Origin of the sequence: Francisella marina (genome assembly GCF_008369785.1) — a bacterium.
GTDB lineage: Bacteria > Pseudomonadota > Gammaproteobacteria > Francisellales > Francisellaceae > Francisella > Francisella salimarina.
Genome location: NZ_CP043552.1, coordinates 1,300,130 through 1,324,965, shown reverse-complemented (window position 1 = coordinate 1,324,965; position 24,836 = coordinate 1,300,130). Strand labels below are relative to the sequence as shown.

Here is a 24,836-nt window from a genome sequence, read left to right as displayed (position 1 = left end):
TAAGGAGTTTTTTGTTATGAGTTTATCAGTTGTTATTTTAGCCGCAGGAAAGGGTTCAAGAATGAACTCTAATAAGCCAAAAGTTTTACAAACCTTAGCAGGAGAAACCTTAATTAGGCATGTGATAAATAGAGTTGAACCTTTAAAACCCAATAATATAATTGTTGTTACAGGTCATCTAAAAGAGATGGTTGAAGAAGAACTTACAGATAAAGGTGTTACCTTTGTAGAGCAAAAAGAACAGTTAGGGACAGGGCATGCAGTACTACAGGCCTTACCTCAGATCAAAGAGGATAAAGTCTTAATTCTATATGGTGATGTGCCTTTAATATCTACAGAAGTCTTGGCTAATTTGATTAAATCAGCAAGTAATGATCTAGCTGTTCTTACCGCTGTTGTAAACAATCCAACAGGTCTTGGACGTATTGTAAGAGACAAGTTTGGTGCAGTAAGCCATATAGTCGAAGAGAAGGATGCTACAGATGGACAGCGCCAGATCAAAGAGATAAATACAGGTATATATTGTGTATCTAGAGATCACTTGGAAAAATGGCTGCCTAATCTAGGTAATACTAATGCACAAGGTGAGTATTATCTTACAGATATAGTAGCAATGGCAAGAGAGGATAACATCTCTATAACGGTAACTCACCCTGTTGAAGAATTTGAAATACAAGGTGTTAATGATAGAGTTCAACTCGCGCAACTTGAAAGACAGTGGCAGAAGCATATTGCTGAAGTAATTATGTCAAAAGGTGTTAGTGTTGCGGATCCTAATAGAATAGATGTGCGCGGTAAACTTGAGGTTGGCAAAGATTGTTGGTTAGATGTTAATGTAATCATTAAAGGGCAAGTGAAGCTTGGCAATAATGTAGTAGTTGGAGCGAACTGTATTCTAAAAAACTGTACTATAGAGAATAATGTCAAAATAAAGGCTAATAGTATGGTTGATGGATCCATTATTCGTGATGGAGCTATTGTTGGACCTTTCGCTAGAGTTAGACCGGAATGTGATGTCAAGGAAGGTGCTGTTATTGGAAACTTTGTTGAAACAAAAAAAACTATTTTAGGAAAGGGATCAAAAGCATCACATTTGACATATTTAGGTGATAGTGAAATCGGAGCTAATTGTAATATTGGAGCAGGTGTAATAACTTGTAATTATGATGGAGTTAATAAGCATAAAACAACAGTAGGAGATTATGCGTTTATCGGATCTGATTCACAGTTAATTGCTCCAGTTAATATTGGTCCTGGTGCAACTATTGGTGCTGGATCAACTATTGCAAAAGATGTTCCAGCTGATAATCTTGCTATCTCAAGAGCAAGACAGCGTCATATTGATACTTGGCAGAGACCTGTCAAAAAAGACGATAAGTAAAAACTAAGGTATATAATGTTATGTGTGGGATAGTAGGTGCCAATTCTACAAGAAATGTTACAAATATTTTGATTGAGGGGCTGAAAAAACTTGAATATCGTGGTTATGATTCTGCTGGTTTAGCAGTAGTTAATGATTATAATCAAATAGATATGTGTAAAGAAGTGGGTAAGGTTGTTGAGTTAGAAAATGCTGTTAATGACTTATCAGATTTCAAAGGTAATATAGGTATTGCCCATACTAGGTGGGCAACTCATGGTAAACCTTCAAAAGAAAATTCTCATCCGCATGCTTCGGAGAAATTTTGCATAGTACATAATGGTGTAATTGAGAATTTTGCTGAATTAAAAAGATCATTAATTAAAGAGGGCTATCATTTTAAATCAGATACTGATACTGAAGTTGTGGCTCATCTATTAGATAGAGAATGGGATGATTCTAAATCTATTATTGAGAATATCAAGATTATAACCAAGCTTTTAAAAGGAGCATATGCCCTAGCAATAATTTCACAGAAGTTTTCTGATAAGATCGTTGCCGTTCGCTCAGGCTCTCCTCTAGTTATAGGAGTGGGTATTGATGAGAATTTTATTTCATCTGATACATTATCGTTATTGCCAGTTACTAATAGATTCTCTTATCTTGATGAGGGCGATATAGCTATTATATCTCAACAGGATGTTGAAGTCTTTGATAGTAAAGGAATACCTAAAAATTTAGAAGTTGAAGAATATAACTACTCATCTTCAAGTGCTACTAAAGATGGTTATAAGCACTATATGCTTAAAGAGATATATGAGCAACCAGAAGCTATATCAAATACTATTATGGCATCATTAAATGATGGTGAAATTAGTTTAGATAATTTTGATAGAAAAGCTCAAGAGCTATTTGAGAAAACTAAACATATAAGTATAGTTGCATGTGGTACTAGTTATAATGCTGGTATGACTGCTAAATACTGGATAGAAAAGTATGCAAAAATTCCATGTAGTGTTGAGATAGCTAGTGAGATTAGATACAGAGATAATATTGTCGTCGATGGTTCATTATTTGTTAGTATCTCACAATCTGGAGAAACTGCGGATACTTTAGAATCTCTAAGAAAAAGTAAAAAGCAGAACTATATTGGTAGTATGTGTATTTGTAATGTACCAAATAGCTCTTTAGTACGAGAGTCTGATATTGCTTTTATGACAAAAGCAGGTGTTGAGATTGGTGTTGCATCAACAAAGGCGTTTACAACACAGTTAGTAGCATTAGCAATATTTACACTTGTAATGTCTAGATTGAAGGAAAGTTTATCAAATGGTGAGATTGTAAAATATACTAAAGAACTTAATAATATCCGCGCATTAGTTATGGGTGCATTGAAATTAGACCCTGAAATAGACGAGATAAGTGAATACTTCTCTGATAAAGAGCATACAATATTTTTAGGAAGAGGATTGTATTACCCAATAGCAGTAGAGGGCGCTTTAAAACTCAAAGAAATATCTTATATTCATGCTGAAGCTTATCCTTCAGGTGAGTTAAAACATGGACCACTAGCATTAGTAGATAAACACATGCCAATAGTTGCTATGGTAGCTAATGATGATTTATTGGACAAAACTCTTTCTAATCTTCAAGAAGTTCACGCTAGAGGAGGAAAGCTAATTCTTTTTGTAGATAAGGCAATAAAAGATAAAGTTAGCTTTGATAATAGTATTGTCTTGGAATTAGATGGTGGACATGATTTTAGTGCGCCAATAGTATTTACAATACCACTCCAGCTTTTATCGTATCATGTAGCTATTATCAAAGGGACAGATGTCGATCAACCTCGAAACCTAGCTAAGTCTGTTACTGTAGAATAGTGATGCTGTAAATTCTGATAGCATTCCCTAAATTATTTTATATAAAAGGTATTCATTATGGATTTTAATAAATCTTTGTCATCTGAAAATATTAGACTTGAAATAATGACTAGAGGAGATTTTGATAGGTTATACAATATAGCTAAAGATCCTGAAATATGGGCTCAGCATAATGATAAATCACGTAGTCAAGTAGATGGGTTTAAAAAGTATTTTGATGATGGTTTAAAAAATCCTCAAAATTGTTATCTGATTTTTCATAATAAAGAACTTGTTGGTTCTACTAGATACTATGAGTATGACTGTATTAAAAAATCAATAAAAATAGGTTATACATTCTATGCTAAAGAATATTGGGGTACAGAGCTTAATAAAAAGGTTAAAAAACTAATGCTAGATTATGCCTTTGAATCAGTCGAAAATGTACTTTTTGATGTTTGGTATAAAAACATTCGTTCGCAAAAAGCTGTGTCCAAATTAGGAGCTAAACTTTGTGAGAATGATACTTCTCGTGAAAGACTAGTTTTTATATTAAATAAAAAAGATTGGGAAAATTTAAGAAGTAATTAGATGTAAGCTCTTCTTTGAGCTATTCTAGCTCTTTTGATAGCTTGACGTTTTGCTATCTTTCTTTTTTCAGTTGGCTTTACGTAGTGCTGTCTATCTCTAAGCTCTTGCTTGATACCAGCTTTTTCGCAAGCACGTTTGAAGTTTCTTAGGCTTATGTCAAATGGTTTGCGCTCGTCTACTCTAATACTTGGCATTATAGTACCTCAATATTTATAGCTTCAGGACCTTTTCTACCTTCTTGAGTTTCAAAAGTAACTTGTTGACCTTCAGCAAGTGTTTCACCATTAAGTTTTGAAATATGTACAAATACATCTTTACCACCATTCTCAGGAGTGATGAAGCCAAATCCTTTTTGATCGTTGAAAAACTTTACTGTACCTTGTGATTTATTATCCATTTTTATTCTCTTTAGTTATTTGTTTAGTTAGTTCTAGCACATTACTGCTAATTATTGTATGGATTTATGAAATGACAATTTAAGAGATTAAGCAAAAACTGAAATTAAATACTCAGAGAAACTTACTCATAAAGATTCCCTGGTTCCTTACTGTATAGATTGTATTATAAAATAGTGCCAAAAGATACAATTTAGAATAAAATATTTAAAACTCACTAAGTATATCTGAAGTAGTATTTAGTCTAGCTTAGACCTTTTAGCTTGCAGAAGATCTTTTGCACTTGACCATTGCTGTACTCGAGGTTCTAGATTTTTGATTTTTTTATCAAATTCTGCCTCAAGATTTATATCGTATAGATTAGCAATTTCAAGAACACATACCAAAACATCAGTTAATTCTGATTTGATTTTTTCATTATCTAAAGTTTCTTCATAGATTTCTTTCTGCATTATTTCATTAGCTAGTTCTCCAACTTCTTCTGTAAGAGCAATAAAACTAGCTAATCTTGGGTGAGAAATATCTTTAAAAAGCCTATCTATAATTTGTTGAGCTTCTTTGATTTGCATGAGATTTTTTAAGAATTAATTTCTGTTGTTATTTATTCTACAACACTTATATCTACAGAAGGACGTAAAGTTGAGCAAACAGCTAAAGCTTCGTGTACTGGATGATCAGCGAACTTTTCAAAAGGAGCATTTGCGCCTGCCTTAGTGTTGATGCATGGGATAGTCTGTTGCATCAAGTTGTAGTCAAATCTAGGCGCCCATTTACGAGATCCAAGTCTAGCTGTAGTTGAACAGTTATCAACCATATGAGCAACACCTTTGAAGTGCATATATGGATTTAGTGAATCTACAGCTTCAATGATAGACTCATTGACAATCTCAGAGTATGCATGACCTTTTTGAGCTAAAACATCAGATTGAGCCATTATACAAGCTATATATACCCCTGCTGTAATTGGATCAATAGGAGTTGTGTGCTGGTCACGTTCAGCTCTTACCTTTTCACCAACTTTCCATAGTTCAGTTTTGTCAATTTTGCCCATTGGTAGACGATCATGACGAGCACCAGCCATTACAACTGAGCGAATTTCATTACCGCTTTCAACATCTTCATAACATTCAATTAAGATATCAAATAGAGGAGTGTAAGCAGCATTGTAAGCATTTTCAAACTTTTGCTTGTCTTCGACAGATTCTAAGCTTTCGTACACTTTTTTCATTCCTTGCGTAGAGATAATCTTAGAAATAGGTCCAGTGATTGCTTCAGCAGTACGTCTGAAAGCTTCTTCTTTGTCCATACCATTATCAGTGAAGTAGCGATAAAGCACTTCGATGATGCCATGTACACCACCAAGTAAAACACCTCTTTCACCAAAGATATCAGAACGATATTCCATTTCCATAGTTGTTGGGAATACAAATGGTGCACCACAAGCTATAGCCCAAGCTAGAGCCTGTTCAGTTGCTCTACCGTTAACATCTTGATATACACCAATACTGCTATTGATACCGGCACCATTTACTGTCTTACCTTGCTCGTATAGGCGGCGAACGGAAGGCCCCATACCCTTTGGACACATTGCAACGATATTTATATCATCTCTAACCTTGTAGTTAATGCTCTCAATAAAGCCAATTAAGAAACCATGAGAGAAACCTAGAGTTGCTCCGGGTTTAACAGCTGCAAAAATCTTATCGTAAAGTTTAGCTTGAGCGGCATCAGAGATTAGGATAATAGCCATATCTGACTCTTTAATAACATCAAACATTTCACCTAAAGTACCATTTCCTTTAGTGAAACCTACAGCTTCAGCTTGTTTTTCTGAGCTTGAACCAGCACGTAAGCCAATCTTAACCTTGATGTCTGTTCCCTCTAAAGAATCACGTAAATTCTGAGCTTGAGCTGGACCTTGAGATCCCCAACCGATTACACCAATCTGCTTAATTCCCTCAAATGCTTGAGGAAGTTTTTCAAATAGGTGACGACCACCAGCAACGATAGTCTCATTTTGTCCACCTAAGTTATATTCTTTAACTTCAAAAATATTGCTTTGAATCTTCATTTTATTCTCCAGTATTAAGCTTTTTTATTATTAGTCTAACTATAAAGTTATACAAAGACTTGCTTGAAATAAAGTGAAAAATTTGCAACTATTTATTGCAGATAGTGCAATAAAATACAAATATGATTGACAAAAAAGAATTAAAAGCCTTTAAAATTTTGGCTGAAACTCTACATTTTGGTAAGGCAAGTGATAAGTGTTTCTTAACACCGTCAGCATTAACCCGCCTTATCCAACGTATTGAACAAGAAATGGAAGTGGTACTTTTTGAGAGAGATAATAGAAATATCAGACTAACAGATGCTGGTAAGATTTATTATCAATTTGCTAAAGATATGCTACAAAAATATGAAGATCTAAACTGTATATTACACCCTAAAAAAGGCCAAGTAGTAGGCGATATTAGGCTATCTTGTACCGTAACGGCATCATATGTGGTTTTACCAAATATCATTAAAAAGTTACATATCAATTATCCAGGCATAAAAATACAGCTAACTACAGGTTCAATAAAAAATTGTACTAGCCAGCTTGAAGAGGATGCAACAGATGTAATTATAGCTATTTTGTCAAAAGATATTCCTAGTAATCTTTGTGTTAAAGAAGTGTTGACTACAAAAATGGTAATGATCGCTCCTGCTGTAAAGAAAGTTAATAATTTAAAGCAAGCAATTGAAAATATACCTTTTATAAAGCCAGCCCACTATATTGGTGGTAGTAATTTAGATGAGTGGTTTAAAAAGCAAAATTTAAAACCTGAAATATATGGTGATGTGGATGGTAATGAGGCTATCTTGTCACTGGTATCATCAGGTATTGGAACTTCTATTGTGCCAGAGTTGATATTAAGACACAGTCATCTATCTAAATCTGTAAATATAATAAAAACTCAAGGTTTACCAAGTATATCTGTTGGAGTGGTAATGAGAAAAGAAGCTTTATCTTCGCCTGTTAAGAAGATGTTTTGGGAGCTTGTTGAAAGTTTGGGTGTCATTGAAATTTAAATTTCTTATGCGTTAAACAATTTTTTAACATCCTTTTGCTGTATCTATATATTCACTTGTTGATAGTTTATAATGTATATCTAAATTTTTTGATAAAAGTAGTTGTATTACATGAGTGAAATAATAATAAAAACTCCAGAAGAAATAGAGAAAATGAAAGTAGCTGGTAAATTAGCAGCAGAAGTTTTAGAAATGATAACTCCTTATGTAAAAGAAGGTGTGACAACAGCAGAGCTAGATCAAAGGTGTCATGATTATATAGTTACGGAGCAAGATGCTTATCCAGCACCATTGAATTATCATGGTTTTCCAAAATCTATTTGTACATCTATAAATCACGTAGTTTGTCATGGAATACCTGCTGATAAAAAACTTAAGAAAGGCGATATCTTAAATATAGATGTTACTGTAAAAAAGGGTGGCTATCATGGTGATACTAGTAAAATGTTCATGATTGGTGAACCATCAGTTATGGCTAAAAAATTAGTTGAGGTTACTCATGAATGTCTTTGGAAAGGTATAGAAGTAGTAAAACCGGGTAATCATTTTGGTGATATAGGTGCAGTAATAGAAAAACATGCTAAGAAATTTGGATACTCTATAGTTGATGCTTTTTGCGGTCATGGAATAGGCGCAAACTTTCATGAGCCACCACATGTTATGCATCATGGTAAAGCTGGAACAGGTGCTAAGTTTGAAGAGGGTATGATTTTCACAATTGAACCGATGATAAATGTTGGTAAAAGAGCTGTATCTGTTTTAAAAGATGGTTGGACAGCTGTAACAAAAGATAGATCTCTTTCAGCTCAGTGGGAGCATACAATCTTAGTTACGAAAGACGGTTGTGAGGTCTTAACATTAAGAGAAGAAGAAAGAAGCTAAAATGACAAAACAAGTAACTCAAAAGCTCGTAAATCAGAAATGTGAACTTTTACGTTCGCAGAATGAAGAAATCACAGTCAATAAAGTTAGAAAACTTATTGGAGAGGGTGTTTCTATTATTGATTTAGTTGAGAAGGTTACTTTATACAAAGACAATAGAAAACAAGCTATTGCAACTGGAGATTGTGAGCAGGAACTAACAATAAATACAGTTGCTAAAGATGAGTTACTAGAAGCTATTAAATCCACACTCAAAGAGTCAGATATTAAAGAAGATAAGCTCGCTTATGCTTTGCGTAGCAATATAAAGCAGTATATTGATAAAGAAATATCTAAAAGCATAAATAAAATAAAGCAAAAACAAGTCGAGATCTCAAATAAAAACGATAGCTTAGAAATAGCAAATCTTACTTTAGATAGGCGCTATAAAGAGTTACTAGAGAAATACAATGAATTAAAAGAAGAGTCATATAGTTTGAAACAGAGTTATAACTCTAAGTCTATAAAATATATGGAGAAAGAAGCTAGTGAGAAGATGATGCTGGCTTGGGAAGACTTTAAAGGAGTTAAGGAGCAGCTATCAAGTCTTGGTGGATATGCAAAAGTAGCTGTATATGATAAGCGGGGTGTCGTTGTCATTAAATTCCCCGCTACAGATTTTCTTACGCAAGAGTGTCGAGCTGGTGTTAGTAGATATTTAAAAGCAAAAACTGTCTTTGACTATAGTATTCAGGCTTGGGTTCTTTCTGGATTTAAAGATATACTTAAAACATTGGATTTTTTACAAAGAAATAAGTTCGTGTTCTCAAAAGAGCTAGAAACAATAGCTTATCTGAGAAGACAGAAGAGTTAATTAGAATCTTGCATTTACTACAAGGAGTTAAATTTATGGCTAAGTTCTTGAACACTAGTGCTACGAATTATTACTTAGAAGAGCTAATAAAAAGCGCATCCGATCGTCTTATATTAATTAGCCCGTATCTAAAATTAAATGATCGTATCAAAGAGTTATTAGAGGATAAAAATAGATTAAAAATAGATGTGCGAATTGTTTATGGCAAAAGTGAGTTGCAGCCAGCAGAAATAAGTTGGTTGAATGAGCTTACTTTTGTTAGAACGAGCTTCTGTAAAAATTTACATGCTAAATGCTATATGAATGAAACATCATGTATTATAACAAGTTTGAATTTATATGAATTTAGTCAGGTTAATAATAATGAAATGGGTGTATATATTTCTCGTGATGATGATTCAGAAATGTACCGAGAAACTTATGACGAAGCTCAAAGGATAATTAGAATCAGCGAAGAAGTTAGAATATCTTTACAAAAAATAGATAAATCAAAGCATGATAGTGTACTCGATAAAGATACTAATCAAATTGAAAGTGACATTGTTAAACTTACCTCATCAAAGCTTGCTAGTAAATATAAAATCAAAACATCAGACTTAATGGAAAAATTAGTCCTTCTTGAATTTTTAATAAAAGATAAGAATAACGAATACCAACTTACTGAAAAGGGTACTTTAGTTGGTGGTGAGGCTAAGAAAGGGCGATATGGAGATTATATTATATGGCCAGAAAGCTTGAAAATAGAGTAAGTAATACTTTTCTATTTAATGTAAATTGTTTTATTCTTTAGGATTTGATACTAATTCTATTTGTTATCACGCTAGCATCGCTAATTTGGTTGATATATAATTTATCGATAAATATTTATATTTTTCTATAAAAAATGGATTTATTCTCAAGCTTAGAAAGTACTCAGTCTGTAGGAGAGTTTTCTGAACAAGCATATTTAAATTATTCGATGTATGTAATATTAGATCGAGCACTACCACATATTTCTGATGGGCTTAAGCCTGTACAAAGACGTATTATTTACGCGATGAGTGAAATTGGACTAAGTCATTTATCTAAATATAAGAAATCTGCTCGTACTGTTGGTGATGTACTAGGTAAGTATCATCCACATGGAGATAGTGCTTGTTATGAAGCAATGGTGTTGATGGCGCAGAATTTCTCATATCGCTATCCATTTATTGATGGGCAAGGTAACTGGGGCTCAATTGATGATCCAAAATCATTTGCTGCAATGAGGTATACTGAGTCGCGTTTATCTAAGTATGCAGTATTATTGTTAGATGAGTTGAAAAAAGGTACTGTTGATTGGGTCAAAAACTTTGATGGTACAATGGATGAACCAAAACTTTTACCAGCACAAGTACCAAATATCCTCCTAAATGGAGCAATGGGAATTGCGGTGGGGATGTCAACATATATACCTCCTCATAATATTACAGAAGTGATTAATGCTTGCTTACATTTATTGTCTAATCCTAAAGCTAGTATTGAAGAAGTATTAGAAATAATTGAGGCTCCTGATTATCCAGGTGGAGCTAATATAATCAGTAGTAAAGAAGAGATCGCTGAAGTATACAAGTCTGGTAATGGCTCTATACGTCAGCAAGCTGTATATGAGTATGATAATCATGGTAATGTGATAATTACTCGATTACCTCATCAAGTTTCAAGTGCTTCGGTAATGGAGCAAATTGCTAATCAGCTTAAGCAACAAAAGATCACATGGATTAAAAATATCCAAGATGAATCAGATGATAAAGAGCCTGTCAAAATAGTTCTATATTCAGCGTCGACAAAGAAGAATATCCAAAAAATAATGGGGCATCTATTAGCGACTACTGATCTTGAAAAAAGTTTCCGTGTAAATATGAATATGATTGGCACGGATAATAGACCTCAGGTTAAAAATCTCTTAGATATACTTAATGAATGGTTAGAATATCGTAAGCGTACATTACGCAGAAGATTACAAACTAGTTTGGATAAGGTTTTAGATAGGCTACATATCTTAGAAAGTTTGTTAATAGCTTTTTTAAATATTGATGAAGTTATTGATATTATCAGAAATTATGATGATCCAAGTTTAGAACTCCAGAGTAGATTTGCACTTTCTGAAATTCAGGCTGAAGCAATTTTGAATATTAGACTACGTAAATTAGCGAAAATTGAAGAAATTGAAATTAAAAAAGAGCAAAAAGAGTTACAAAAAGAGAAAGAGTTACTTGAAGGGTATCTAAACAGTGAAGTTAAGTTTAGAAACCTAATGAAAAAAGAACTAAAACAAATTCTTGCTGACTTTGGTGATAGTAGACGCTCTAAAATAGTTCAAGCTGATAAAGCACAAGCTCTAGAAGAGAAAGATCTTATGCCTAGTGAGAGAGTAACGGTTATCTTATCAAAAGCTGGCTGGGTAAGATGTGCTAAAGGTGATAATGTTGATCCTAAAGGTCTAAGCTATAAGCCTGAAGATAAGCCATACCTATCTACTTCAGGTAACAGTAATATTAGGCTAATTTTCTTTACTAAACTTGGCAAAGCATATTCGATGTATGTTGATAAATTTCCATCAGCTAGAGGGTATGGTGAGCATATAACCACATATATTCCTTTAGATAGAGAAGATGAAATTATCAGTATGGAGTTTGTTAATGCTTCTACGCATTTCTTAATTGTTAGTACTAGCGGAAAAGGCTTCGTGATACCAGCTGAAGATCTGATAGCAAATAAAATTACAGGTAAGAATATATTTGATGCTGATGATGTCTTTAAGTTTATACCGTATGATAAAGGTTTGAAAATGCTTGCAGTTAGCTCACAAGGCAGAACTATTATTCGTGATTTTGAAAGTTTTGCAGTGCTTAAAAAAGGTAAAGGTAAAGCTATAATTAAACTAGATAAAAAAGATAAACTTAAATTTATAGAATTATTCAAACCGGGGCAAGAGCTTACTCTTAGTGCGGGTAAGAGGTTTATTCGTATTGATAATAAAAACTTTGAAACATACTATACAGATAAGCCATCAGGTGGAGGTGTATTATTACCTCAAGGATTTAGAAAGATAACAAAAATAGATATAGAGAGTGTAGAATGAAAAAAATAGCAATATTAGGGGCTATGGAGATAGAAATCCAGCCGATATTACAAAAGTTAGAAAAATACGAAACTGTAGAATATGCAAATAATAAATATTATGTTGCTAACCATAATGGTATAGAGCTTGTTGTAGCTTATAGCAAGATTGGTAAAGTTTTCTCTAGTTTAACTGCAACAATAATGATAGAACATTTTGGCGCTGAAGCAGTTTTATTCACAGGTGTCGCTGGAGGGCTTCAAGATTTACAAGTGGGTGATATGATTGCTGCAACTGCTACAGTTCAACATGATGTTGATATTACAGCTTTTGGTTACCCTTATGGCAAGATTCCTATTTCTGAAGTTGAGATTGAAACATCAGTAGAACTATTAGAGCAAGCTAAAATTACTGCAAAAGAGCTTGATCTGAATCTACATACAGGTGTGATTGCTACTGGGGATCAGTTTGTTCATTCAGCTGAAAGAAAAGTGTTTGTAGTAAAAGAGTTTGATGCGAAAGCTATAGAGATGGAAGGAGCTAGTGTTAACCTTATTTGTAATGAGATGAATGTTCCTAGTCTTATATTAAGAAGTATATCAGATACGGCTGATGGCGATGCTCCTGATAATTTTGATGAGTTTGCAAAAATGGCAGCAAACCGATCAGCAGAGTTTGTAATGAAATTGGTTGATAAAATAAGATAGTAATATGGTTTTTAAGTTAGGGGAAAAACTTTTAATATTGTTGCTAGTATTAGTATCGACCTATAGTTATAGCTTGACAGATAAGCAAATTAAAAATGTTCAACAGGCTATAGATCAGCTACAGCAAAGAAACTATCAAGATTATTTGATAGCTAAAAGTGAAAGTAAAATCTCTGATAAAAAAATAAAAACTTACTTAAAGTACAAAGAGATATCTCTACATCCTGATAAATTCTCTCAACAGCAAATCCAAGATTTTTTTAAAACCCATAAAGATGAGTATTGGGCATCTGAGTTATGTGATGATTTAGCAATATACTATGCTAAAACTAAAAATTGGAAGATGTTTGAGAAATACTATGATGGCGATTTGCAAACCGTAGGACAGTGTTGGGTTGCAGATAATCAGAATAAAATAAATAAAAAGAAAGCAATAAAGCAGTTTGCAAAATATTGGCAAAAAAATAAGTTTAATGCTCCTGAGTGTGTTGGACTAGATAAAGATGTAAAAAAATACACTAAAAAAGAAAAGCAATGTATATTAGATAAAGCATATAACCTCGCGTTGAGTAATGATTTTGGCGATTCTTCTAAACTTTTATCAAAGTATGTAAAACAAGATCAAGAGTATGCTGAGTATATAAATCAATGGAAATATGTTAACTATAATCTTAGTGTTAGTACGTTAGATAAATTCATAAGAAAATATCATAAGTATCCAAAGTTTACAGAAGTGATTTTAGATATTGCTAGTGATAATGTAAAAACTGATGCTTTGAAATATGCTAAGGTTTGGCAAAAGTTAAAGTATAGAAAGTTTCTGAGCTATAAAATACAACAACAAATAGATGAGAAAATAGCAATTGCTCTTGCACAAAAGCATGATAGTAATGCGAAGCAATGGCTATTAAAAATTGATAAAAAGCATATCTCTAAAATTGCAGAGCACTGGATCTTAAGAATTGACTTGTATAATTCTAACTACAGTGGTTATGTTGAAGATTATCTTGGTAGTTCGAAACAAGTGCAACAAGGAGTAATATGGAAGTATTGGTTAGCTTATAGTTATCAAAAACTTGGTATGCTCAAAAAAGCTAGACCAATATATACTGAATTAGCTAAGGCTCCTTATAACTACTATGCATACCTATCAGCTGATGCTATGGGATTAGGTTATAACTACGGTGATAATACCTATAATGGTATATCCTATTCTGAAATCCAGAAACTTGAATTAGATCCAGATGTTAAACATGCTATTGAACTTCACAAACTAGGCCAGTTTAAAGACTCCGTAAAACTTTGGAAGTGGGTGATTCGGAACAAGTTCTCGAGTGGACATAGAGATGAAATTCCTCTTTTGGCACAACTAGCTTGGCTTTATGAAATGTACTATCAAGCAATATTTAGTATGCATATGATGGGTATTGATAGTCATGTACACTTATTATATCCAGATGCATTTGATGATATTGTACAAGAGCAATCAACTAAATATGATTTAACTCAATCGTTAATTTATTCAATAATGAGAAAGGAGTCATTATTTGAAATTGAAGCAAAGTCATATATTGGTGCAAAAGGTTTGATGCAAGTCACGATACCTACAGTTAATTTTATATCTAATAAGTATAAATTAGGATATAACATCAGTAACTCATCTGATGAAGTATTTGATCCTTATATAAATATTAAAATTGGCTCAGCGAATTTAGATTTTTTAGATAGTTTATTTAAGAACAATTTAGTTCTAGCTATTGCTGCTTATAATGCTGGACCCGGTAATGTGAATAAGTGGCTCACAAATAAACAAGTGCCTGTAAAACAATGGATTGAGAATATACCATTTGGAGAAACTCGCCACTATGTGAGAAAAGTATTAGTTAATATGGTTGTTTATAATAATGTTATTTTGAAGGATAGTAAAAAGATAAAGTTGAGCAATCTACTAAATACAGAAGTATCTAATAAATATAATTTTAAAAACTGATTTCGTATAGTAGTGTTGGGCTTTTATCATTAATAATGTTAGTATTTCTATCAAAATGATTCCTTATATTATTAAATTTCAATGAAAAAAGTTATTATAGGTAGTTTAGCACTTTTGTCTATCAGTGCTGGCTATACTCTCACAAGCCAACAAGAAAGATATTCTCAGCAAGCAATTAAAGCCTTAGATAAAAAAGATTATAAATCTTATTATTACTTAAAATCAAAACTGAAAGAAACAAGTATATATCCATACCTTCAATACAAAGAAATAATCGCAGATCCAGCTATTTTTGAGCCGGCGACAATTGATGATTATTTAAGAACACATCAAGATAGCTATTGGAATAATCAAATCAAAGAAGATCTTGCTAGTTATTATGCTAATAAAAAAGATTGGCAAGACTTTAAAAAGTATTACGCCGGTGGTTTAGGGATATCAGGGAAGTGTTGGTCAATGCAGGCTGAATATGAGTTAGGCAATAAGTCTAAAGCTATAGATGAGTACGGACAGCTTTGGCAAAATCGTGTCTATATGCCATCAGCGTGTAATGATATGCAAAAGTATTGGGATAATTCTGAAGATAAATCAAGAGACTATTTAACTACAAAGGCATATACTCTAGCTTTTGCTAATAAGTTTGATGATAGTTTATGGTTACTAAACACTTATGTTAAAGACAATAAAGATTATGTGAACTATATATCAGCATGGCGAAATGCGATAAAAAATCCTAATAATCTAGACGATTTTATAAGTAAATTTCACAATTATAGAAATTTTGACAAAATATTCGTTGATATATCGAAAGATTTGGTTAGAAAAAATCCTGAGAAATATGCAAGAATATGGGATAGTTTAAGAAATAAAAGATATCTTAGTAATCAGACCAAGCAGCAGTGTATTTCAGCTATAGCAGTTAGTTTTGCTAGGTCACAATCACCTCAAGCTAAACATTGGCTAGCAAGGGTTGATAAAAAATATCTTGATACCACTGCATGGGAATGGTTATTGAGAGTTGATTTATATAATCAAAATTTCAAAGATTATATAAAAACATATAATCAGTTACCTAAAAAGTCTCAACAGGATGAAGCATGGAAATATTGGTTAGCATATAGTTACGAACAAACAGGACAAAAAGCAAAAGCTAATGAAGTGTTTGAAAATTTAACTAAGACTCCTCTGGATTACTATTCATTCCTAGCATCTGACAAGCTTGATAAGCCATATAACTTTGGTAATGATAATGCTGATAAATTAGATAGTCGTGAAACCAAGAAGCTTGAATCAGAAGAAGCTATTCAACAAGCGATAGATTTATATCAGATTGAGCAATTTAAGGATTCTACAAGCCTTTGGAAATGGACAATACGTAATAAACTTAAGAATAAAGATATTACACAGATCAAAGAGTTAGCTAGATTAGCAGAAGATAATAAAATGTACTATGCTGCAATATTTAATATGGCTGTAATTGGTAAATACAATAATATTGATATGTTGTTCCCAAAAGCATTTTTGGCTACAGTTGAGAAGAATGCTAAAAAATTTGGCATAGACCAAGATCTTGTATTATCAATAATGCGTAAAGAGTCATTATTTGATGTTGAAGCCGGATCATGGGCAGGAGCAAAGGGGCTAATGCAAGTAACAGAGCCTACAGCCAAATTTATTGCAAAGAAATATAAATTACCTCTTGTTGGTAATAAATCCGAAGGCATGGCTAGCCAGATATTTATACCGGAGAATAATATTAAGCTTGGTACAGCTAATTTATATTTCTTGGAAAAGCTCTTTGATAAAAATCCTGTATTGGGAATAGCTGCTTATAATGCTGGTCCAGGAAATGTTGCTAAATGGCTAAACAGTAAAGAGGTTCCAGCAACCATTTGGATAGAGAATATTCCATTTGGTGAAACTCGTCATTATGTTAGAAAGGTTCTAATGTATATGATTGTATATAATAATTTTGTATTTAAAGACAAAAAGAATCATATTAGTAACTTCTTAGATTATAAGATATCTGACAAGCAGAGTTTTAGAAAATAAACTCTTAAAAATCTAAATAGTATATTATAATCAATGGTAATTATTTCGTTACAGTATAAAGCTAATGCGTGTAATAAGTGGTGTTAAAAGAGAGAATTTATTAGCATACTTTCTGACATACGTTGGGTATATGACTCTAACAATCTCAATGACCTTAACACCATCGTTAGCATCTAATTTGAATTTATCTAATTATGTAACTCAGATAGCTATGAGTCTATCATTTTTTATGTTTAGTGTTTCTGCGATTTTATTTGCGACTTTATCAGATGTTTTTACAGCAAAGAGAGTACTATTTTTTTCACAGAGCTTGTCTATATTTGGTTTAGTTTGCATCGGACTATCAGATAGTATCTATACTGTATATATTGGTTTTGTGAGTTTGGGGCTTGGTACAGGATGTTACTCGTCTATCGCTAGAGCATTGATATCACGTAATGCTGACAATAATAGCCAAATGAAAAAAGCATATTCGGTTTTATCAGTAATGATAATAGTTGCACCGATAGTTAGTACATATTTAGCTTTATTATTGATTCCGATTTCTTGGCGAGCAGCTTATTTTTGTATGGCAACAATTGAAATGGTATTATTTATTTTTTCAATAAAGATATTAACTGCCGATGCTCAAAGACAAATCGTAATTCCAGCATCTAAAATATTCTCTGGCTTTGCTCATGCACTATCTCAGCCTAGATATTTGTTAAATGTAATGATTGTAGCGATACTCTTTTCTTTTTATTTAGGTGTCTTGATGAGCTCATTTAAAGGTTTGTTAGTTGATGAATTAAATATGTCGATGGATGTCTTTACTATGGTATTTTTGGTAACATCTTTACTATATATTCTTGGGATATTTAGTTATCGCATTAAGGCAGATAGTAGTCATAAGAAACGCTATAATCTAGGTATTTTGGCTATTATATTTATCTTTATAGCTCTATATAGTTTTTTAGAAATATCATCATATAGTACTGTGACAACCTTGCATTTAATATGTTATTTTTTAGGCTTTTTTATACCAATGGCTACAGGTGCAGCTATGAGTAATATTACTAAAGGGCATGGTACAGCGGCCGCGATGATAACATTCTCAGTGGCGTTGTGTATGTCAATATGGGGATTTCTAAAAGCACACTTTAATATGTCAAATTATCATTTTATACTATTGGCTTTGTGGATTAGTTTTAGTTTAGCACTATTGCTTAAGATTATTATAGTTTTCGTCTTGGATAGAAATCAAAAATAAAATCATAAATTTTATTTCTGGCCCTGATTATTACTAGATTCAAGCTGAATTTCTTTTGTGGAAACAAATTTGATTCCCATATCTTTTCCAATTTTCAAAACTTCTGAGATTAGGAACAACAAAATAAAAGCAATTTTCAAGAACCCATGAAATAATGAGTATTTTAAGTTTTTTGACATACTTATGTACTCAATAAAAGGTGTTCTTCCGGTGATTCCAAATTGACAGTATCTCATAGGCAATTTATTTAGCTAGGTATTCTTTTTTAGAAAGAATATTGTAAGCCTGATGTTACAAAATTCTGAGAGTCTCCAGAGAATGAAATGGTATATGTATATGTTACTTTTAGACTAAGGTTGTCGATATACTTGATAGGGAACATTACACCTACTGGGAAGACTGCAAATCCTCCCCATGTATTATTTGTATCTAAATAGCTACTAGGGGCGTTACGCTGGTTGGCTATACCATTAATATTAGTATGTCCTATTCCAAGTCCAGCGGCAGCATAGGCGGTTATATAGTTATTTATTTTATAATAGTATTTTGCAGCCCCAGCAAAGTAGTTATTCACTTGGGTTGTATTATATTGGCTAACAAGAAAGTTTTGGTAAACAAACTCTACAGCATAAGATTCGCTAAATCTATATCCTAAGTTAGCAACTACAGTTCCACCACCTTTAGACATGTTAGTTTGTTGTCCCCAACCACCATTAATTGCTACATATATTGATGGTTTAAATGTTTTCTTAGTTATATCGTCAAGATCATTAATGTTATAGTAGTTCGGAGGTAGTTGATAAAGGCCTCTAGTATCTTTTTCAAGCTTACTGGAGTCTGATTTAATATTAGTATCAAGTTCAGTATTTGCTAACGCTTGGTTTGCTATCAAAAAAAGAATTATACTAAATAAGAGGCTTTTTGTTTTCATACTTATCAATAAAGTTTGTAGGGTATGAGTTACTCTGAATAATTAGCATCAAACTGAATTTTTTGTGATGGTGCCAACTTGATACCGATTTCTTCAGCTAAATCTAGCACGCTCATAATAAATTGTTCCCTCTGTTCTAGCTCTTCTCCCCAATCTGTAGATATAAAGAAAACATAGACTAATATTTTGATAGATGCTGGTTTTAAATCATTTACACGTATATAGTATCCCTCTTTTCTCATATGAGGGGTATTTAATACTAGTTCATTAATACCATCAACATAAGATCTAAGTTTAGAGGTAGGTGTTGATTCGTCAATTTCAAGAGTAGTCATATATCTTCTATATATTCTCTCACCCATATTATTAATTTGTGAAGTTACAAAAGCATAGTTCGGTATAATAAGAGCAGAGTCCTCGAAAGTTCTAATAGTTGTACTTCTTAGTCCTATTTTTTCAACTATTCCTTCTTTGTCTTTTATGATTACCCAGTCCCCAATTTTTATAGGTCTTTCCATAGCTAGGATTATTGAGCCAAAGAGATTTTCAATTGTATCTTTACCAGCTAATGCAATAGCAAGACCACCTATGCCAAGAGCTGTTAAGAAGTGAATCATATCAATCCCTAGCTCTTCGATTATGATTCCGGCAATTATTAATATAATAATAAGATTAATTACTTTATTAGCTATTACTATAGCAAACGCAAATCTTGCAGATCTATTTTGATCCTTAACTTTTTTGTAAGAAGAGATTATGAATGAGCATAGTACATTCATAATCTCTGTACATAAGAACATTATTACAATTCCATATACAATTTTAAAAATTATATCGAAATAGTTGGAAGCATTTGTGAATATGATTAATGAGTTAAAAAAGAAAAAATATGCAGCATACATTGATACTATTAGTGATGTCGCAATATTTAATTTCCTCATTGTTTTATAATCTTTATTTTCAAAAAGACTACGTGTGATTCTAAATATAGGCCTTAAAACTATAAATAATATTTTATAAATTACATAAAATATCATTAGTGAGATTATTGATATAATACTAATATACAGATTTGGTCCATACTCTTTTAGAAGGCTAGGAATATTTTCCCAGATAGAGTTACGTAGATTAGATCCAAAAGGAGCTCTTATATTGCTATCTAAATCATCTAAAAATATACTTACCCCATCTATCTGAGCATTTTTAGGGAAAATCCAGTTTTTAGTCTTGCTATCCTTATTTGTAATATTTTCTAAATATATACTTTTGCCTGAAATAGGTGAGGTGTAGACCATTACTAAATTACTACCTGGAAGAACTTCTCCAGGTATATTTCGTATAGTGATTTTAGCAGTTTTGAAGACTCTATCCATACTGAAAGCTATAAATGAAGCAAAATCTTTTCTAATATTCTCCTTAATCCAGCTGGTATCCATTATGTTTAAAGCATCTGCCATTTTGAACTTATATGCATCATTAGCTCCAAATATGAACTGCATGTATGATAATACTGGCATTGATATATTTCTTATATTATCTTCGCCTAGGCTCTTTTCTTTTTTGAAGTCGGCAAATTTCTTGAGTGTATTAGTGTCTGTGAAATTTTCTTTTGTAAAATACCAATTTCCATGACTATTTTTTGCTAAATAAAATGTTTGTTTGTCATTACCTTTACCTAGCGTTAAATCTAGTTTATTTCCTGTGGTATTAATAGGCACATCACTTATTTTAAAATCGGTTTTTAGTATGGCTACTAGCATGGTATCAATATCTATATCTTTTTCACTGCTAGTATAATCATTAACTTTGACAGGTTCAGGAGAGATAGTGTTTATCACATCATAATAGTAATTATGGTATCCCATCCATAGACTTAAAGCTTTGTATGTAAAATTAGTAAATAAATTTTGAGGTGTTTTATTATTGAATTTATCCATTTCACTCTTACTCAAGAACCCGAATGAACCATCTTCCAGAGCTTCATATTGAGTCTCTGATAAATATGTGGCATTAACCATTGGTTTAATATAGAGGTATGCAGATACTATGAACAATACTAGAAAAACTATTTTAAAAATTAATAGTGCTTTAGATAAATTCTTATTTTTATTCATATTTTATAAACTTTAAGATAAGTAACTAAGTGATTTTAGATTAATGAAAAAAGCTATGCAATTTATTTTTAGCCTTGTGTGTTGATAAGGGTAGAAGATATTAACTAAGTTATCATACGTAAAGAGATATGATTTTAAATATTATTTATAGTAATATTTGTAGCTAAGTTTATAAATGATAAGTAACTAAGATGTTTTCTCACCTTCGTATCCATACTGGATTTTCTGTTGTTGATAGTACTGTTCGTTTGGGTGATCTCTTTGCCAGAGCAAAAGATAAGAATATCCCTGCAGTAGCACTGACGGACGTATGTAATTTATTTGCTGCAGTTAAGTTTTATAAGCAAGCTTTGTCAAATGGGATTAAGCCTATCTTTGGTGTAGAGCTAAAGATTGATACTGAGTTTGGTGTTTGTGATCTGGTTTTATTGGCAGAGAATAATCAAGGCTATCAAAATATTGTTGATTTAGTTTCAAAAGCATATCAAGAAGCTGAGAGGTTTGGCTCAATTCCACTAATTCCCAAAAGTTGGTTGAAAGATACTAAATTAGATAATGTTATTTGTTTAAATGGTGGTCAATATGGCGAATTTGGACAAGCTGTATTGACTAAAGATATTGAAAAAGCAGAGCAAGTAATAGCTGAAAATATCGCAATATTTGGTGTTGATAACTATATCGTAGAGATTCATAAGCTTGGATATGAAAATGAGGGCTTGTATAACGAGAAAGCACTTGAACTTGCAAGTAAGCATAATCTTATAGCTGTAGCTACAAATTTAACTGTTTTTATGGAATCAGATGATTATGATATCCATGAAATTAGAGCTTGTATCAATGAAAAAACAACAATTCTTGATGAGTCGCGTAAATCTAAATTTACAAGAGAACAGTATCTAAAGTCAGCTGATGAGATATATCAAATTTTTTCAGAGCTACCAGTATTGTTAGAGAATACTTTAGCAATCGCAAAAAGATGTAATGTAACATTTGATTTAGGTAAACCATGTTTGCCAACGGTAGATATTCCAGATGGTTTGACAGAAAGAGAGTACTTTTCAAAGCTATGCTATCAAGGTTTAGATAAACGTTTAGCAAAAATTTTAGAAAATAGACCAGCTGATAAGCATGAGCATATTATAAAAGTTTACAAAGATAGACTACAACGCGAGATCGATATTATCTGCGATATGGGCTTTCCTGGCTATTTCTTGATAGTTGAGGATTTTATTAGATGGTCAAAAGAGAATGATATACCAGTAGGTCCAGGGCGTGGTTCTGGTGCTGGCTCATTAGTAGCTTATTCATTGCTTATTACCGATATTGATCCTTTACCGTATGGTTTACTTTTTGAGAGATTTCTAAATCCTGAAAGGGTATCTATGCCTGATTTTGATATTGATTTCTGTATCCAAGGTAGAGATAGAGTTATCAAATATGTAGAGCAAAAATATGGTAAGCAAAGTGTTGGGCAAATTATCACCTATGGCACTATGGCTGCTAAAGGTGTGGTGCGAGATGTAGTGCGTGTGATGGGGCAGAGTTTTGGTTTTGGAGATAGGATTGCTAAGCTAATACCAGAAACACCGGGTACTACATTTAAAAAAATCTTGCATGAAGGTGAACCTCTATATGATGAAATGCAGGCAGATGAAGAAGTTGCTGAGATTGTTGAAAAAGCCCAAAAATTAGAAGGTCTACCACGAAGCCTGGGCAAACATGCCGCAGGTATTGTGATATCGCCAACGGTGATATCAGATTTTGCTCCTGTATATTGTGAAGATAAAGGTGGAGATATAGTTACCCAATTTGATAAGGGCGATGTTGAAGATGTTGGTCTTGTTAAATTTGATTTCTTGGGGCTAAAGAACTTAACAATTATCAAAAATGCTATTGCAAGCATCAATGCTAAGAGATCAGCTAATGAAACGCCTCTAGATATTTCTGATATTCCTCTTGATGATGAGAAAACATTTAAACTGCTTCAAGCTGGTAAAACTATCGGTATATTTCAGCTAGAGTCACAAGGGATGCAACAGATTGTCAAAGATCTTGGCACATCAAGCTTTGAGGAGATTATCGCCTTAGTAGCCCTATATCGTCCTGGTCCGATGGAGAATATCCCAACATTCGTAGATCGCAAACATGGCAGAAAGCAAACTACTTACTTACATCCATTATTAGAAGAAGTGCTTAGAGAGACTTATGGTATACCAGTTTATCAAGAGCAGGTAATGCAAATGGCGCAGAAGCTAGCTGGTTATACTTTAGGCGGAGCAGATTTGTTGCGTCGTGCAATGGGTAAGAAAAAGCCAGAAGAGATGGAGCAACAGCGTAAAATCTTCAAAGAGGGTGCCGCTAAATATCATAATATCGAAGCTGGACTTGCTGATGAGATATTTGACCAAATGGAAGCTTTTGCTGGTTATGGTTTCAACAAATCTCATGCCGCGGCTTACGCGTTGATTGCTTATCAAACTGCTTGGTTAAAAGCACATTATCCAGATGAATATATGGCTGCTCTGATGTCAGGGGATATGGGTAATACAGATCAGTTGGTTAAATTTATTTTAGATGCTAAGAATATGGGTATCACAGTTTTAGCTCCAAATGTAAATAAGAGTGTCTATGATTGTATTGCAGCTTCAAAAGGAACAATCTTATTGGGCCTAGGAGCTATCAAAGGTCTTGGTGGTGAAGCTATCAAGAGTATACTCAATGAGCGTGAAACCGGTGGTGAATTTAGTTCTATTTTTGACTTAACTCGTAGAGTAGACTTGCGTAAGGTTAATAAAAAAGCACTAGAAGCGCTTTGCTTTGCAGGAGCTATTAAGGATATCTCTAAAAATAGAGCAACAGCTTTTAACTCTATCGAAAAAGCTATCAAAAACGCTGGTTATGTGAATGAAATGGCTGCTGCTGGGCAAAATGATTTATTCGGTTTCACAGAACAAGAGAGTGATACTGATACAGAGCTTGAAAGAGAATGTATTGTAGAGGAGTGGAATCTTAGAGAGCTTTTGATTAATGAGAAAAAAGCATTAGGAATGTATTTCTCAGGGCATATTATTGATGGTGAAAGTCATTGGCGTAATCATGTTAGCTTTAGTGATCTTGAGAAAATCCAAAAACCAAATATGGATGGTAATTCAGTCAGAATAATCGCAAGTATGATAACACCTCCAGCTAGACGAAAAACTAAGACTGGTAGAGTTCTGTATATTATTAATATTGATGATGAATTTGATAGAGCAGATTGTCTAGTTGGTGAAGATGTGTTTGCTGCAGTTAAGGATAATATCCAAGTTGATGATGTGGTTGTAGTAGAGGGTAAAGTTAGCTATGATAAACAACGAGAGTGCAATAAACTAAGTGTTGATAAGGTACAACCGATATCACAATATATTGATGAGAATTTTAGTAAAGTTGAGCTGAATCTTAGAAGTCAAAATGTAAACCCTACAAACCTAAAAAAAGTATTAGATAACCTCAAGAAAAATATAGCTACTACTGATATTCAAAGAGAAAATGTCTTAGAGATAAAAGTATCTCTAGATGATGTTGACGCTAAGTTTGAATATTTTCGAAAGCCATTCTCGGTGTATGAGTTTGTTAATGATATTAGTAGGTTAATAGCTGAGGGTACTACTGTTAGTTTGGGTGGGGTTTAAAACATAAAAGTCATTCTATGGCCTG

At 32.8% G+C, this 24,836-nt stretch carries 20 protein-coding genes; 13 read left to right on the top strand and 7 right to left on the bottom strand.

Annotation, left to right across the window (positions count from 1 at the left end; all coding sequences use genetic code 11):
- Window positions 1-16: 16 nt before the first annotated feature.
- From glmU to F0R75_RS06435, 3 genes are read left to right on the top strand one after another with little or no spacing between them, the layout of a single operon-like run.
- Entirely contained in the window at window positions 17-1,381 is a 1,365-nt protein-coding gene (gene glmU, locus F0R75_RS06445; protein WP_149367909.1) for a bifunctional UDP-N-acetylglucosamine diphosphorylase/glucosamine-1-phosphate N-acetyltransferase GlmU, read from the top strand.
- Between the two features lie 20 nt (window positions 1,382-1,401).
- Window positions 1,402-3,240, top strand: a complete 1,839-nt coding sequence (gene glmS / locus F0R75_RS06440; protein WP_149367910.1) for a glutamine--fructose-6-phosphate transaminase (isomerizing) — start codon at window positions 1,402-1,404, stop codon at window positions 3,238-3,240.
- A gap of 57 nt (window positions 3,241-3,297) precedes the next feature.
- Complete coding sequence (locus tag F0R75_RS06435) at window positions 3,298-3,810, top strand: GNAT family N-acetyltransferase (RefSeq protein ID WP_149367911.1); 513 nt, start codon at window positions 3,298-3,300, stop codon at window positions 3,808-3,810.
- Here F0R75_RS06435 and rpsU read toward each other — a convergent pair.
- The 4 genes from rpsU to F0R75_RS06415 all read right to left on the bottom strand — a co-directional run bounded on the left by rpsU (window position 3,807) and on the right by F0R75_RS06415 (window position 6,276).
- Window positions 3,807-4,004 (bottom strand): 30S ribosomal protein S21, encoded by a 198-nt coding sequence (rpsU, locus tag F0R75_RS06430; RefSeq protein WP_013923610.1) that lies wholly within the window; start codon window positions 4,002-4,004, stop codon window positions 3,807-3,809. The two genes, F0R75_RS06435 and rpsU, sit on opposite strands and share 4 nt — an antisense overlap.
- Window positions 4,004-4,207: a cold-shock protein gene (locus F0R75_RS06425; protein WP_004286368.1), complete on the bottom strand. Its 204-nt coding sequence runs from the start codon at window positions 4,205-4,207 to the stop codon at window positions 4,004-4,006. The genes rpsU and F0R75_RS06425 overlap by 1 nt, the downstream gene beginning before the upstream one ends.
- Window positions 4,208-4,444: 237 nt before the next feature.
- Window positions 4,445-4,774 (bottom strand): MazG nucleotide pyrophosphohydrolase domain-containing protein, encoded by a 330-nt coding sequence (locus F0R75_RS06420; protein ID WP_149367912.1) that lies wholly within the window; start codon window positions 4,772-4,774, stop codon window positions 4,445-4,447.
- Between the two features lie 32 nt (window positions 4,775-4,806).
- Window positions 4,807-6,276: a ketol-acid reductoisomerase gene (locus F0R75_RS06415; protein ID WP_149367913.1), complete on the bottom strand. Its 1,470-nt coding sequence runs from the start codon at window positions 6,274-6,276 to the stop codon at window positions 4,807-4,809.
- A gap of 122 nt (window positions 6,277-6,398) precedes the next feature.
- Between F0R75_RS06415 and ilvY the strand changes: the two genes are divergently transcribed.
- The 9 genes from ilvY to F0R75_RS06370 all read left to right on the top strand — a co-directional run bounded on the left by ilvY (window position 6,399) and on the right by F0R75_RS06370 (window position 18,095).
- The gene (gene ilvY / locus F0R75_RS06410) at window positions 6,399-7,280 is read left to right on the top strand and encodes an HTH-type transcriptional activator IlvY (protein WP_149367914.1); all 882 of its coding nucleotides are present in this window, start codon (window positions 6,399-6,401) and stop codon (window positions 7,278-7,280) included.
- 111 nt (window positions 7,281-7,391) lie between these two features.
- Window positions 7,392-8,162 (top strand): type I methionyl aminopeptidase, encoded by a 771-nt coding sequence (gene map / locus F0R75_RS06405; RefSeq protein ID WP_149367915.1) that lies wholly within the window; start codon window positions 7,392-7,394, stop codon window positions 8,160-8,162.
- Between the two features lies 1 nt (window position 8,163).
- The gene (locus F0R75_RS06400) at window positions 8,164-9,015 is read left to right on the top strand and encodes a hypothetical protein (protein ID WP_149367916.1); all 852 of its coding nucleotides are present in this window, start codon (window positions 8,164-8,166) and stop codon (window positions 9,013-9,015) included.
- Window positions 9,016-9,050: 35 nt separating this feature from the next.
- Entirely contained in the window at window positions 9,051-9,764 is a 714-nt protein-coding gene (locus F0R75_RS06395) for a phospholipase D family protein (RefSeq protein WP_149367917.1), read from the top strand.
- A gap of 134 nt (window positions 9,765-9,898) precedes the next feature.
- Window positions 9,899-12,118, top strand: coding sequence for a DNA topoisomerase IV subunit A (gene parC / locus F0R75_RS06390; protein WP_149367918.1), 2,220 nt, complete (start codon window positions 9,899-9,901; stop codon window positions 12,116-12,118).
- Entirely contained in the window at window positions 12,115-12,804 is a 690-nt protein-coding gene (locus tag F0R75_RS06385; protein WP_149367919.1) for a 5'-methylthioadenosine/adenosylhomocysteine nucleosidase, read from the top strand. Before parC ends, F0R75_RS06385 begins: the two co-directional genes overlap by 4 nt.
- 4 nt (window positions 12,805-12,808) lie before the next feature.
- Entirely contained in the window at window positions 12,809-14,794 is a 1,986-nt protein-coding gene (locus F0R75_RS06380; protein WP_149377242.1) for a transglycosylase SLT domain-containing protein, read from the top strand.
- Between the two features lie 75 nt (window positions 14,795-14,869).
- Window positions 14,870-16,846 (top strand): lytic transglycosylase domain-containing protein, encoded by a 1,977-nt coding sequence (locus F0R75_RS06375; RefSeq protein WP_394367475.1) that lies wholly within the window; start codon window positions 14,870-14,872, stop codon window positions 16,844-16,846.
- A 64-nt stretch (window positions 16,847-16,910) separates the two neighbouring features.
- The gene (locus tag F0R75_RS06370; protein ID WP_149367922.1) at window positions 16,911-18,095 is read left to right on the top strand and encodes an MFS transporter; all 1,185 of its coding nucleotides are present in this window, start codon (window positions 16,911-16,913) and stop codon (window positions 18,093-18,095) included.
- A gap of 11 nt (window positions 18,096-18,106) precedes the next feature.
- Here F0R75_RS06370 and F0R75_RS10150 read toward each other — a convergent pair whose 3' ends face one another.
- From F0R75_RS10150 to F0R75_RS06360, 3 genes are all read right to left on the bottom strand, one after another.
- Window positions 18,107-18,274, bottom strand: a complete 168-nt coding sequence (locus F0R75_RS10150; protein WP_179951655.1) for a hypothetical protein — start codon at window positions 18,272-18,274, stop codon at window positions 18,107-18,109.
- A gap of 86 nt (window positions 18,275-18,360) precedes the next feature.
- Window positions 18,361-19,026 (bottom strand): outer membrane protein, encoded by a 666-nt coding sequence (locus F0R75_RS10260; RefSeq protein ID WP_013923599.1) that lies wholly within the window; start codon window positions 19,024-19,026, stop codon window positions 18,361-18,363.
- Between the two features lie 29 nt (window positions 19,027-19,055).
- On the bottom strand, window positions 19,056-21,140 hold the full coding sequence (locus F0R75_RS06360) for a mechanosensitive ion channel family protein (protein ID WP_149367923.1): 2,085 nt from the start codon (window positions 21,138-21,140) through the stop codon (window positions 19,056-19,058).
- 191 nt (window positions 21,141-21,331) lie between these two features.
- Here F0R75_RS06360 and dnaE point away from each other — a divergent pair, with 191 nt between their 5' ends.
- On the top strand, window positions 21,332-24,811 hold the full coding sequence (gene dnaE / locus F0R75_RS06355; protein ID WP_149377241.1) for a DNA polymerase III subunit alpha: 3,480 nt from the start codon (window positions 21,332-21,334) through the stop codon (window positions 24,809-24,811).
- The last annotated feature ends 25 nt before the right edge of the window (window positions 24,812-24,836 follow it).

Bases quoted from the DNA above. Each gene is read 5' to 3' on its own strand.
- glmU (WP_149367909.1), top strand. From the start codon at position 17: ATGAGTTTATCAGTTGTTATTTTAGCCGCAGGAAAGGGTTCAAGAATG.
- glmS (WP_149367910.1), top strand. From the start codon at position 1,402: ATGTGTGGGATAGTAGGTGCCAATTCTACAAGAAATGTTACAAATATT.
- F0R75_RS06435 (WP_149367911.1), top strand. From the start codon at position 3,298: ATGGATTTTAATAAATCTTTGTCATCTGAAAATATTAGACTTGAAATA.
- rpsU (WP_013923610.1), bottom strand. From the start codon at position 4,004: ATGCCAAGTATTAGAGTAGACGAGCGCAAACCATTTGACATAAGCCTA.
- F0R75_RS06425 (WP_004286368.1), bottom strand. From the start codon at position 4,207: ATGGATAATAAATCACAAGGTACAGTAAAGTTTTTCAACGATCAAAAA.
- F0R75_RS06420 (WP_149367912.1), bottom strand. From the start codon at position 4,774: ATGCAAATCAAAGAAGCTCAACAAATTATAGATAGGCTTTTTAAAGAT.
- F0R75_RS06415 (WP_149367913.1), bottom strand. From the start codon at position 6,276: ATGAAGATTCAAAGCAATATTTTTGAAGTTAAAGAATATAACTTAGGT.
- ilvY (WP_149367914.1), top strand. From the start codon at position 6,399: ATGATTGACAAAAAAGAATTAAAAGCCTTTAAAATTTTGGCTGAAACT.
- map (WP_149367915.1), top strand. From the start codon at position 7,392: ATGAGTGAAATAATAATAAAAACTCCAGAAGAAATAGAGAAAATGAAA.
- F0R75_RS06400 (WP_149367916.1), top strand. From the start codon at position 8,164: ATGACAAAACAAGTAACTCAAAAGCTCGTAAATCAGAAATGTGAACTT.
- F0R75_RS06395 (WP_149367917.1), top strand. From the start codon at position 9,051: ATGGCTAAGTTCTTGAACACTAGTGCTACGAATTATTACTTAGAAGAG.
- parC (WP_149367918.1), top strand. From the start codon at position 9,899: ATGGATTTATTCTCAAGCTTAGAAAGTACTCAGTCTGTAGGAGAGTTT.
- F0R75_RS06385 (WP_149367919.1), top strand. From the start codon at position 12,115: ATGAAAAAAATAGCAATATTAGGGGCTATGGAGATAGAAATCCAGCCG.
- F0R75_RS06380 (WP_149377242.1), top strand. From the start codon at position 12,809: ATGGTTTTTAAGTTAGGGGAAAAACTTTTAATATTGTTGCTAGTATTA.
- F0R75_RS06370 (WP_149367922.1), top strand. From the start codon at position 16,911: ATGCGTGTAATAAGTGGTGTTAAAAGAGAGAATTTATTAGCATACTTT.
- F0R75_RS10150 (WP_179951655.1), bottom strand. From the start codon at position 18,274: ATGTCAAAAAACTTAAAATACTCATTATTTCATGGGTTCTTGAAAATT.
- F0R75_RS10260 (WP_013923599.1), bottom strand. From the start codon at position 19,026: ATGAAAACAAAAAGCCTCTTATTTAGTATAATTCTTTTTTTGATAGCA.
- F0R75_RS06360 (WP_149367923.1), bottom strand. From the start codon at position 21,140: ATGAATAAAAATAAGAATTTATCTAAAGCACTATTAATTTTTAAAATA.
- dnaE (WP_149377241.1), top strand. From the start codon at position 21,332: ATGTTTTCTCACCTTCGTATCCATACTGGATTTTCTGTTGTTGATAGT.